Source organism: Caulobacter sp. D5, from assembly GCF_003185805.1.
In the GTDB taxonomy this organism is placed as follows: Bacteria; Pseudomonadota; Alphaproteobacteria; order Caulobacterales; family Caulobacteraceae; genus Caulobacter.
This window is the reverse complement of sequence record NZ_QHJY01000220.1, coordinates 1-10,906: the sequence shown is the minus strand read 5'-3', so window position 1 is coordinate 10,906 and position 10,906 is coordinate 1. Positions and strand designations below refer to the sequence as shown.

Annotated in this window: 12 protein-coding genes and 1 tRNA gene; 4 read left to right on the top strand and 9 right to left on the bottom strand. The window is 67.7% G+C overall.

Features of this window, described 5'->3' with window-relative positions:
* Positions 1–60: 60 nt before the first annotated feature.
* From DMC18_RS15175 to gpmA, 3 genes are all read right to left on the bottom strand, one after another.
* Positions 61–1,323 (bottom strand): pentapeptide repeat-containing protein, encoded by a 1,263-nt coding sequence (locus DMC18_RS15175; RefSeq protein ID WP_110119684.1) that lies wholly within the window; start codon positions 1,321–1,323, stop codon positions 61–63.
* A 101-nt stretch (positions 1,324–1,424) separates the two neighbouring features.
* Positions 1,425–2,684 (bottom strand): pentapeptide repeat-containing protein, encoded by a 1,260-nt coding sequence (locus DMC18_RS15170; RefSeq protein WP_110119683.1) that lies wholly within the window; start codon positions 2,682–2,684, stop codon positions 1,425–1,427.
* A gap of 167 nt (positions 2,685–2,851) precedes the next feature.
* Entirely contained in the window at positions 2,852–3,565 is a 714-nt protein-coding gene (gpmA, locus tag DMC18_RS15165) for a 2,3-diphosphoglycerate-dependent phosphoglycerate mutase (RefSeq protein WP_110119682.1), read from the bottom strand.
* A gap of 155 nt (positions 3,566–3,720) precedes the next feature.
* Between gpmA and DMC18_RS15160 the strand changes: the two genes are divergently transcribed.
* Positions 3,721–3,966, top strand: coding sequence for a hypothetical protein (locus DMC18_RS15160; protein ID WP_110119681.1), 246 nt, complete (start codon positions 3,721–3,723; stop codon positions 3,964–3,966).
* Positions 3,967–4,090: 124 nt separating this feature from the next.
* A complete protein-coding gene (locus tag DMC18_RS15155) occupies positions 4,091–5,587 on the top strand; it encodes a phosphomannomutase/phosphoglucomutase (protein WP_110119680.1) in 1,497 nt (498 codons plus the stop codon).
* A 262-nt stretch (positions 5,588–5,849) separates the two neighbouring features.
* Here the strand turns inward: DMC18_RS15155 and DMC18_RS15150 are convergent, their stop codons facing one another.
* The 4 genes from DMC18_RS15150 to DMC18_RS15135 form a co-directional block, all read right to left on the bottom strand.
* Complete coding sequence (locus tag DMC18_RS15150; RefSeq protein WP_110119679.1) at positions 5,850–6,233, bottom strand: response regulator transcription factor; 384 nt, start codon at positions 6,231–6,233, stop codon at positions 5,850–5,852.
* Between the two features lie 103 nt (positions 6,234–6,336).
* Positions 6,337–6,981: a uracil phosphoribosyltransferase gene (gene upp / locus DMC18_RS15145; RefSeq protein ID WP_110119688.1), complete on the bottom strand. Its 645-nt coding sequence runs from the start codon at positions 6,979–6,981 to the stop codon at positions 6,337–6,339.
* Between the two features lie 375 nt (positions 6,982–7,356).
* Positions 7,357–7,956 carry an NAD(P)H:quinone oxidoreductase gene (gene wrbA / locus DMC18_RS15140; RefSeq protein ID WP_110119678.1) on the bottom strand — a complete coding sequence of 200 codons (600 nt, stop codon included), beginning with the start codon at positions 7,954–7,956 and terminating at the stop codon, positions 7,357–7,359.
* A gap of 90 nt (positions 7,957–8,046) precedes the next feature.
* Complete coding sequence (locus DMC18_RS15135; protein WP_110119677.1) at positions 8,047–8,745, bottom strand: pirin family protein; 699 nt, start codon at positions 8,743–8,745, stop codon at positions 8,047–8,049.
* 124 nt (positions 8,746–8,869) lie between these two features.
* Between DMC18_RS15135 and DMC18_RS15130 the strand changes: the two genes are divergently transcribed.
* Positions 8,870–9,778, top strand: a complete 909-nt coding sequence (locus tag DMC18_RS15130) for a LysR family transcriptional regulator (protein ID WP_110119687.1) — start codon at positions 8,870–8,872, stop codon at positions 9,776–9,778.
* A gap of 79 nt (positions 9,779–9,857) precedes the next feature.
* A tRNA-Leu gene (locus tag DMC18_RS15125) sits at positions 9,858–9,942 on the top strand.
* Positions 9,943–10,184: 242 nt separating this feature from the next.
* On the opposite strand, the gene DMC18_RS15120 is transcribed toward DMC18_RS15125, so the two are convergent.
* Both DMC18_RS15120 and DMC18_RS26965 read right to left on the bottom strand, forming a co-directional pair.
* Positions 10,185–10,541: a hypothetical protein gene (locus DMC18_RS15120; protein ID WP_110119676.1), complete on the bottom strand. Its 357-nt coding sequence runs from the start codon at positions 10,539–10,541 to the stop codon at positions 10,185–10,187.
* Between the two features lie 124 nt (positions 10,542–10,665).
* On the bottom strand, positions 10,666–10,906 hold a 241-nt coding region (locus DMC18_RS26965; protein ID WP_233248172.1), incomplete at its 5' end, for a hypothetical protein.

Here is a 10,906-nt window from a genome sequence, read left to right as displayed (position 1 = left end):
CAGCAGCCGCTTCCCCCTCCGGCCCTTCGGGCCACCTCCCCCTTCAGGGGGAGGATCTTGCTAAGCCGGCGCGAACTCCACGCCCTGCACCTGGTTCAGGTCGCAGTCGCGGAAGCTGGCCTTGGCCAGGCGGGCGCCGGTGAAGTCGGCGCCGCGCAGGTCGGCGCCGTCGAGGATGGCTTCGGAAAGATCGGCGGTCTGGACCATGGCGTAGCGCATCCGCGCGGCCGCCAGGCTGGCCTGGGTCTGGCGCTGGGGACCCAGCGGCAACGGCGACAGATAGGCCTGGCGCAGGTCGGCCTTGGTCAGGTTGGCGCCGGTCAGCTTGGCGCCGCGCAGGTCGGCGCCGCGCAGATTGGCCGCGCGCAGGTCGGCGTTCTGCAGGTTCGCGCCCTGCAACTGGGCGCCGGACAGGTCCATGCCGACCATGCAGGCGCCCTTGGCGGTCATGGCGGTCAGGCGCAGGCCCTTCAGCCGGTCGCCGAGCGGACGCAGGTCCTCGCCGTCGAGACGGGCCGCCTGCCCTTCCTTGCCGCCGGTCTGGCACCATTGCTGGTTGGCCAGGCACCGGGCGTAGAGCTCGCGGGCCTTGTTCACCGCTTCCGGCGTCGAGGCCGTCAGGGCGCCGGTCATGTGCGCGCCGCTGGTCCGGGCGGTCGAGGTGTCGACCCCGGCCATCACCGAGCCTTGTAGGTTCGCGCCCTCGAGGTTGGCGCCCTTGATGTCGGCGTTGTCGAGGATGGCCCCGGCGAGATTGGCTTCCTTCAGGTTGGCGCCCGACAGCTTGGCCCCGCGCAGGGAGCAGTCGGAGAAGTCGGCCTTGAAGGCCGAAACGCCGGTGAACTGCGAGCCGTCCAGGGTCGCGCCCGAGAAGTTGACCTCGTCGACCTCGCCGTTGCGGGTCTCGTGCTTGAGGGTGTCCAGGCCCTTGCGGGGGTGCGGGATGGCGATCTGGCCCTCGCGGAAGTCGGCCTGGGTCAGGTCGGCCTGCGAGAGGTTGGCGCCGCGCAGGCAGGCCCCGCGCAGGTCGGCGCGTTGCAGGCTGGCCTGGCGCAGGTCGGCCTTGCGCAGGTCGCAGCCGAACAGGCTGGCGCGGTCCAGCTTGGTGCGCACCATGCGGCAGCCGTCGAGGATCGAGGCCGACAGGTCGGCGTCCGTCAGGTTGCGGAACGACAGGTCCAGGCCCGACAGATTCATGAACCGAAGCGAGGCGCGCTTGCCGCCCTGCTTGCCGGTCACGAACTTCTCGTGGGCCGTGACGAGCATGTCGAGTTCGGCCTGGCTGAGCTTGCGGCGACCCGCAAGATTCTGCACGGCGTTCATTGCGGGACCCCCTCCCGACTCTGCGTAAGTCTCTTGAATTTCATCGGATAACAGGAATCGACGAGCGAACGGTTAAGGCCGCGTCTTTTCGTCACAATTGCTCAGATGACGTCGTCCAACCCCCGCGCGCCCAGCCGGATCGCTCCGGTCAGATCGACGTCCTTGAGGTTGCCGTTGGTGAAGTTGGCGCGCGACAGGTCCGCGCCGGCCAGGCACGCGCCGCGCAGGTCGGCCCGGGCCAGGTCGGCGTTGGTCAGCAGCACGCCGGTCAGGTCGGCCGGCAGCAGCCGGTCCTTGCCGATCAGCAGCGGCCCGAGCTGGGCGTCGCGCAGGTCGGAGCCGGAGAGCTTGGCGCCCTTCAGCCGCGCCCCGCGCAGGTCGGCCCGGCGCAGGTTGCAGGCCCGAAGGTCCGCGCCTTCCAGCTGGGCGCCCTGCATCTGCACGCCCTCCATGTCGAGGCCGTAGAACACCGCGCCCTTGGCCGACAGGGCCGTCAGGTTGAAGCCGCGGATGCTCTTCAGATTGCGCAGGTCGGCCCGGTCGAACGACGACGGCTTGCCCTCGGCCCCGCCGGTTTCGCACCAGCGGGCGTGGTCGGCGATCATCTGCTCGTAGGGCATGTCGGAGACGTCGACGCCTGAGGCCTTGTCGGTCAGCGCCCCTTCCATGCTGGCCCCGGTGACGTTCCAGGACAGGGTTTTCACCCCCACCAGCACGGTGTTGCGCAGGTCGGCGCCGGACAGGTTGGCGCCCGAAAGGTCAGCCCCGGCCATGTTGGCGCCGTTGAAATTGGCCTGCTTGAGGTTGGCGCGCACCAGCTTGGCGTCCTTCAGGATCGCGTCGCTGAAGTCGGCCTTGGTGGCGACGATGCCCGACAGCCGCGAGCGCTCCAGATTGGCCCCCGAGAGGTTGGCGCCGGCCGCATAGGCCTCGCGCTGCACCGGCTCGATGATGCGGTAGCCCTTTTCGCGGTCGGCGGCGGCGATCTGGCCTTCGCGCAGGTCGGCCTCGAACATGTCGGCGCCGGTCAGGTTGGCGCCGCGCAGGCTGGAGCCGCGCAGGTCCGAGCGCCGCAGCGAGGAATCGGTCAGGTCCGCTCCCTGCATGTCGGCGCCGTAGAGATTGGCGTTGTCGAGCTTGCAGCGGCGCAGGTCCGCGCCGACCAGCAGCGCGCCGGTGAAGTCGGCGTCGCACAGGTTACGGCCGGCCAGCACCAGTCCGGAAAGGTCGCAGAAGGCGAACACCGCGCGCGCGCCGCCGAGCCGAGCCGACCACAGGCGGTCGTGCTTGGCGCAGATCACGTCGACTTCTTGTTGCGTCAGGCGCCGGTGTTCCTGGCCTGCCGCTGCCGGGGTGTTCATGCAAGCTCACATCTTCGTACCCTTAGGGTACGCCCAATTGATGCGCCCGGCAGCATTAACGTCGTGTTTCCAGGCACTTCCTGCGCGCAGACAAGACCTGAAACGACCTAGGGTTCCTTTCGTCCCCGGACGAAAGGAACCCCGGAAGATCTAGAACCAGACCTGGATCAGCCGACGGCCGGCAGCTTCTCGGCGCGGGCCTCGTCGAGGTAGCGGGCGCCCACCGGCTTGAGGTCGGCGTCGAGTTCGATGGCCAGCGGGTTGCCGGTGGGGATCTCGACCTTGACGATCTGGTCGTCCGGCACCGCGAACAGGTGCTTGACGATGGCGCGCAGCGAGTTGCCGTGGGCGGCGACCAGGATGTTCTCGCCGGCCTTCAGCTTGGGGGCGATGGCCTCTTCCCAGTAGGGCAGCACGCGCACCAGAGTCGTGGCGAGGCTCTCGGTCGAGGGCAGGCTCGCGCCCTTGTAGCGGCGGTCGCTGGCGAAGTCGTACTCGCCGCCCGGGGCCAGTTCCGGGGGCGGAACATCGTACGAGCGGCGCCAGATGGTGACCTGCTCCTCGCCGTGCTTCTCGGCGGTCTCGGCCTTGTTGAGGCCGGTCAGACCGCCGTAGTGGCGCTCGTTCAGGCGCCAGTCCTTGGTCACCGGCACGAAGCTTTGCGAAGCCGCGTCGAGCGCCAGGTTGCAGGTGCGGATGGCGCGGGTCTGGACCGAGGTGAAGGCCTCGTCGATGTCGAGGCCGGCGGCCTTGATCAGTTCGCCGCCCTTGCGGGCCTGGGCCTCGCCCTCGGCGGTGAGATCCACGTCCACCCAGCCGGTGAAGCGGTTCTCGAGGTTCCACTGGCTCTGGCCGTGGCGAAGCAGGACGAGGACGGGCATCGGAACTCCCTTGATTGGTCCAGCGCGGGCTAAGGCCGCGCGGGGCCGCCGTCAAGCGGCGCGACGCCAGGCGGCGCAGGGGCGGATGACGCTGCGTCAGCATCTCGCCGAGCATCGCCCCTGTCCCGCCACGAACGACGTGCTATAGCCGGACCATGCCCGATCGCATCTTCATGCCCCTCTGCGCGCTCGTCGCCCTGGCGATGATCGCCTTCGCCATGGTCTGGCCGCAGGGCTACGGCGACCGCTCGCCCGGCCCCTTCGGCTCCACGCCCCTGCAGCAGACCCCGGAAATGAAGGCGCTGATCGAAAAGGAAAAGGCTTCGGCCCGCCGCAGCGACGAACGCCGCCAGCGCGAAGCCGACGCCGCGGCCGCCGCCACCGGCGGTCTCGCACAATAGGCGCGCGGCGCGACGCCAAATCTCGATCAACCGTCACATTGATCGATCATCGTCATACGAAGAGGGTGGCAAGCAACCACTCCGACAGCTAAACGCACCCCACCACTCATTGAAGCGAGCTCCTATGTTCTCGACTCCCCGCGCCGATCTGGTTCCGAATACCGCCGCTTATGAAAACGAGCCGCTGGTCAAGGCGACGGGCTTCCGTGAATACGATGCGCGCTGGCTGTTCGGCCCCGAGATCAACTTGCTGGGCATTCAGGCCCTGGGCCTGGGCCTGGGCACCTACATCCAGGAACTGGGCCAGTCGAAGATCGTGGTCGGCCACGACTTCCGCTCCTATTCCTCGTCGATCAAGAACGCCCTGATCCTGGGCCTGCTGAGCGCCGGCTGCGAGGTGCACGACATCGGCCTGGCCCTGTCGCCCACGGCCTATTTCGCCCAGTTCGACCTCGACATCCCTTGCGTGGCCATGGTCACCGCCAGCCACAACGAGAACGGCTGGACCGGCGTGAAGATGGGCGCCCAGAAGCCGCTGACCTTCGGTCCCGACGAGATGGGCAAGCTCAAGGACATCGTCCTGAACGCCAAGTTCGTCGAGCGTGACGGCGGCAAGCTGATCCGCGTCGAAGGCCAGGCCGAGCGCTACATCGCCAACGTCGCCACCCGCGCCCAGATCAGCCGTCCGCTGAAGGTGCTGGCCGCCTGCGGCAACGGCACCGCCGGCGCCTTCGCCGTCGACGCCCTGCAGCGCATGGGCGTCAGCGACGTGGTCGGGATGGACACCGACCTCGACTACACCTTCCCCAAGTACAATCCGAACCCGGAAGACCTGGAAATGCTGCACGAGATGGCCAAGGCCGTCCGTGAGCACGGCGCCGACCTGGCTTTCGGCTTCGACGGCGACGGCGACCGCTGCGGCGTCGTGGACGACGAGGGCGAGGAGATCTTCGCCGACAAGATCGGCCTGATGCTGGCCCGCGACCTGGCCCCCCTGCACCCGGGCGCGACCTTCGTCGTCGACGTCAAGTCGACCGGCCTCTACGCCACCGACCCGATCCTCAAGGAGCACGGCTGCAAGGTCATCTACTGGAAGACCGGCCACAGCTACATCAAGCGCAAGAGCGCCGAGACGGGCGCCCTGGCCGGCTTCGAGAAGAGCGGCCACTTCTTCATGAACGCCCCGCTGGGCTACGGCTACGACTGCGGCCTGACCGCCGCCGCCGCCGTGCTGGCCATGCTCGACCGCAACCCGGACAAGAAGCTGAGCGACCTGCGCAAGGCCCTGCCGATCGCTTTCACCTCGCTGACCATGAGCCCGCACTGCGACGACGAGAAGAAGTACGGCGTCGTCGCCGAGGTGGTGAAGGAATACGAAGACCTGTTTGCCGCCGGCGGCTCGATCCTGGGCCGCAAGATTACCGAGGTGATCACCGTCAACGGCGTGCGCGTCCACCTGGACGACGGCTCGTGGGTGCTGGTCCGCGCCTCGTCGAACAAGCCCGAAGTGGTGGTCGTGGTCGAAAGCACCCAGTCGGAAGACGACATGAAGGCCCTCTTCCACCAGGAAGTGAAGCCGCGCCTGGGCGCCCGCGTCGGCAAGTACAACCAGGAAATCTGATCGGCTCCACGGCCCTGACGAACGAAAGGCCGGGGAGCGATCCCCGGCCTTTCTTGTTTGGGCGTTCATTTCCGAGCGCCCTTCATCGTCATCCCGGCCGTAGCGAAGCGAAGAGCCGGGACCCAGGGGCCGCCGCAGTGCGCTGGCGACAGCGCGTGGGGCGGCGAACCAGAACGCAGCGCCCAGTCCCCTGGGTCCCGGGTCTACGGTCCGCTTCGCGGCCCTTCGCCCGGGATGACGATCTGGTTTGAGCTTCGAAGGATCACACCTTCGCTTCCAGCACCTCGCCGATCCGGTCCAGCAACGCCTTGCCCGTAAACGGCTTCATCACGTAGCCGGCCGCGCCCAGCTGCAGGGCCTGGACGATGCGGTCCAGCCGCCCCTCCCCCGTCAGCATCAGCACCGGGATCTCGGCGCCGCCCGGTGCGGCCTTGAGGCTGCGCAGGGCGTCCAGGCCTGAAAGCCCCGGCATGCGCACGTCGAGCAGGATCAGGGCCGGCGGCGCGGCCTCGACCGCCGACAGCAGGTCCTCCACCGCCGGATAGGTCCGCACGGCGTAGCCGCCGCGCCCGAGCTGGATCTCGACCAGCTCGCGCGTCAGGGCGTCGTCGTCGGCGACATAGATCAACGGCGGCGTGACCAGCATGGCGTCCCGAAAGGTTAACGTCGTTGCTTACCGCGCCCGGGGAGTCGCGCAAGTGCGCAGACGCACAAACAGCCCCGCTTTGGGGCCGACGCGCGCTGGCGGGTCAGCGGGTCCCGAAAGTGCGGTCGCCGGCGTCGCCCAGGCCCGGAACGATATAGCCGTGGTCGTTGAGCGAGGCGTCCACCGCCGCCGTCCAGATCTGCACGTCGGGGTGGGCCGCGCGCAGGGTCTCCACGCCCGGGACCGAAGCCAGCAGGCAGACGAACCGCAGGTCGCGCACGCCGCGCTTCTTCAGAAGGTCGATGGCCGCGACGGCCGTGTGGCCGGTGGCCAGCATCGGATCGACGACGATGACCAGGCGGTCGGCGATGTCTTCCGGGGTCTTGAAATAGTACTCGACGGCCTCGAGGGTCTGCGGATCGCGATAGAGGCCGATGTGGGCCACGCGGGCCGACGGCGCCAGGTCGAGCATGCCCTCGGCCATCCCCAGGCCCGCGCGCAGGATCGGGGCGAAGACCAGCTTCTTGCCGGCGATGACCTTGGCCTTGGTCGGAGCGACGGGGGTCTGGATCTCGACCTCGTCCATCGAAAGCTCGCGGGTGACCTCGTAGCAGATCAGGGTCGAGGTCTCGCGCATCAGGGCGCGGAAGGTCTTGGTGGAGGTTTCCTTGTCCCGCATCAGGGTCAGCTTGTGCTGCACCAGCGGGTGATCGACGATCGTGACGCCCTGGGCGGATTGGGTGGGCATGGGCGGCGACATCCTGGTCTTGAAACGGCTCTGCCGCTCAAGTGCCGCCTTCTTGGCCCAAGGCCAAGCGATAATCAGCCGGCCAGGCCGACGATCGTCCTGAAGGCCCACACGGTGCAGGCGATGCAGACCAGCAGCGTCATGAAGTCGGCCATTCCCGACCTCCGCTTGACTGCTTTGTCCTTCTTCGCCACGCCCGCCTCGCTGTCCCCTGCGTACGGGCATATTCACGCATCAGCCTGAACACGACGCTTCCAAACGCGGTTAAGCCGCCGTTTTCCAAAAGAAAAGCCGCGCCGCGCTTCCTGGGGGGAGGATGAAGCGCGACGCGGCCGGTACAGCCGGGTCATTGGGGGAGGAACCCGGCTGGGGTCCTTAGCCGTGCAGCTTGATGGCCGCGGCGGCGATCAGTTCGCCCTGGTGGCGGGCGCCGTCCAGGTCGATCTGGGTCGGCTGGCGGCTGCCGTCGCCGCCGGCCACGGTGGTCGCGCCATAGGGCGCGCCGCCGACGATCTCGTCGTTGTTCATCTGGCCCTGGTGGCTATAGGGCAGGCCGATGATCGTCATGCCGAAGTGCAGCAGGTTGGTGATGATCGAGAACAGGGTGGTTTCCTGACCGCCGTGCTGGCTGGCGGTCGAGACGAACGCGCCGCCGACCTTGCCGTTCAGCGCGCCGCGGGCCCACAGGCCGCCGGCCTGGTCGAGGAACGCGGCCATCTGCGAGCTCAGGCGGCCGAAACGCGTGCCGGTGCCGATGATGATGGCGTCGTAGTCGGCCAGTTCGGCGACGGTGGCGATCGGGGCTTCCTGGTCGAGCTTGAAGTGAGCGCCCTTGGCGATCTCTTCCGGCACGGTTTCCGGAACGCGCTTGATGTCGACGGTCGCGCCGGCGCTGCGAGCGCCTTCGGCGACGGCCTTGGCCATCGTCTCGATGTGGCCGTACGACGAGTAGTAAAGGACCAGAACCTTGGCCATGGGAGTCTCCTAGAGAAAGCTCAGTCTGAGGTTGGGGAGGAAAAGACGCGGCCGCCTGAATACTTGCTTGAGGGGCCGCGTCTTGAAGGTTTAGGCGGCGTCGACCAGCACGAGTTCGGCGTCTTCCAGAGCCTTCACGCGGATGGTGTTCTCGTTGGCGATCGCCGCGCCGTCGCGGGTGTCCAGCGCCACACCGTTGACTTCGACCTTGCCGGTCGAGGGCACGAGGTAGGCGTGGCGGCCGTCGCCCAGCGAATATTCGGTCTCTTCACCGGCCTTCAGCGTCGCGCCCAGGACGCGGGCGTCGGTGCGGATCGGCAGGGCGTCGGTGTCGCCTTCGAAGCCGCTGGCCAGGGCCACGAACTTGCCGGAACGGTCGCCCTTGGGGAACGGCTTGGCGCCCCAGGCGGGCGGTTCGCCGCCGCGGTCCGGAATGATCCAGATCTGGAAGATCTTGGTCACGCCCGGCTCGAGGTTGTACTCCGAGTGACGGATGCCGGTGCCGGCGCTCATCACCTGCACGTCGCCCGCTTCGGTGCGGCCCTTGTTGCCCAGGCTGTCCTGGTGGGTGATCGCCCCCTCGCGGACATAGGTGATGATCTCCATGTCGTTGTGCGGGTGCGGCGGGAAGCCGGTGCCGGCGGCGATGGTGTCGTCGTTCCAGACCCGCAGGGCGCCCCAGTGGACGCGCTTGGGATCATGGTAGCCGGCGAACGAGAAGTGGTGCTTGGCGTCGAGCCAACCGTGATTGGCGCCGCCCAGGCTGTCGAACTTGCGAACTTCGATCATGTCGATCTCCCGGTGTGTCAGGTGGGGAAGCCGTGTCGGCGTCTCCGTTGACGAGGAAGATGGAGACAGATCGCCCGAACCGAAATAGAAATGGTCGAAAGAAACCATTTCCAAAATTGACATGATGAAGCTTCCCGACTTCGAAGCCTGGGCCGTGTTCGCCAAGGTGGCCGAGACCGGCTCGTTCGCCCGGGCCGCCAAGGACCTGGGCCTGTCGAACGCCACCGTCTCCAAGGCCGTCTCCCGACTGGAGCAGCGGCTGGGCGCCACCCTCTTCCACCGCACCTCGCGGCGGCTGTCGCTGACCGACAGCGGCCAGAGCTCGCTGGAGGCCGCCAGCCGCCTGCTGGCCGACGGCGAGGCGCTGGAGCTGGAGGCCTCGGCCCAGTCGGCCGTGCCCCGCGGCCTGGTGCGGATGGCCGCGCCGATGTCGTTCGGGATCGGCTACCTCGGCCCTGCCCTCTCGGACTTCTTCGCCCTCTATCCGGAGGTGTCGGTCGAGCTGTCGCTGTCGGACCAGCTGGTCGACATCGTCGAGGACGGCTTCGACCTGGCCCTGCGCATCTCGGCCCTGGAGGATTCCAGCCTGCTGGCCCGGCGTCTCTGCCCGGTGCGGGTGATGCTGGTCGGCTCGCCCGACTATTTCGACCGCCACGGCCGGCCGCAGCACCCCAAGGATCTGACCGGCCACCGCGCCCTCTTCTACACCGGCGGCCGCTCGCGCGACGCCTGGCGGTTCGAGCACGCCCAGCAGGGCCAATACGCCATCAGCGTGCCGGCCCAGCTGCGCGCCAACAACGCCGACGTCTTCCGCGCCCTGCTGCTTGAGGGCCAGGCCCTGGCCATGCAGCCCGACTTCATGGTCTGGAACGACGTCGCCGACGGCAAGCTGGAGCAGGTCCTGGCCGACTGGACCCCGCCCCCGATCGCCATGCACCTGGTCACCCCGCCCAGCGCCATCCGGCCGGCCAGGGTGCGCGTGCTGATGGAGTTCCTGGCCGAACGCCTGGCGAAAGCGCCGTGGCTGGGGTGAGTGAAACGCCTCTGGAACTTCCGGACGACCGCTGCTAGGAAGTCGCCTCTTCGCTTCGCCCCCGGGCAAGCAGCGAAGCGCGGGCGTGGTGAAACTGGTAGACGCGCCGGACTCAAAATCCGGTTCCGAAAGGAGTGTCGGTTCGACCCCGACCGCCCGCACCAGCTTATCTGACAAGGGTTTGTGTCGTTGGACGGCAGTTCGCCATGACGAGGCGCGCCAGTCGCTCGGATCGACAGTCACCAGCCTGCACCCCCACATCCGTCCTTCCCCGCGAAGGCAGGGACCCAAGCTGACTTTCAGGAGAAGTCCAGGCTGCGGATCATCTGTGGAGTCGGCTTGGATCCCCGCCTTCGCGGGGATGCTCGGTGAAAATCGACTCAAGCTCGTGGATATCGACCAGACCTCAAACGGCCTTCAGCCAGACCCTCACCAGCCATGCCGCGCCGTCGTCCTCCACGAAGTCCGTCGCCCAGGCCAGCACGTCGGGATGGGTGATCCAGAACCCGTAGGGCGGCGCGTGGCCGGTGTTTTCGAAAGTCAGGTCATGGGTCCGGTCTTCCGGCACATCGGCGTTGGGCATGGCCCACTGCTCTTCCGGCGGCGGCTCCATGGCGTCGACGAAGTGCAGGCTCGCCCTCACCAGCCCCGTCTCCGACGCATCGGTCGCCACCTCGCGCGTCGCCGGATGGCGCCGCAGGAACGCGACGCCGGCGTCGGTGGTCAGGACGATGGGCTTCAGGGCGGAAAGCGGGGTGGTCATGGCGGCAAACTAGTCGAGCCCGCCGGTGGGCGCCAGCCGACCCCATGGGCGAGATCGAGCCGTGCACGATCTCGCCGCCAGTACGAGACGGTTTTGTCGATCGATCAGCTGAGAACTTGGAAGACTAGTCGAGATCTTCCTCGGCCGTCGCGGGCGCTTCGCGCCAATTGCGGACCAGAATCACGCCGCCCCAAACCACGACGCCGACCGCCAACGCAATCAGCGCCGGCCATTGGACCAGTTCCATTCGTTTCTCTCCCCTTATTTTTCTCGATGCAATCACAGCTTGGCGAACGGCGCTACTGGGTTTGATCGTATGGGGATGATTTCGCCGATCGGCGTTAGCGCTCCAGAACCCTCTCTCT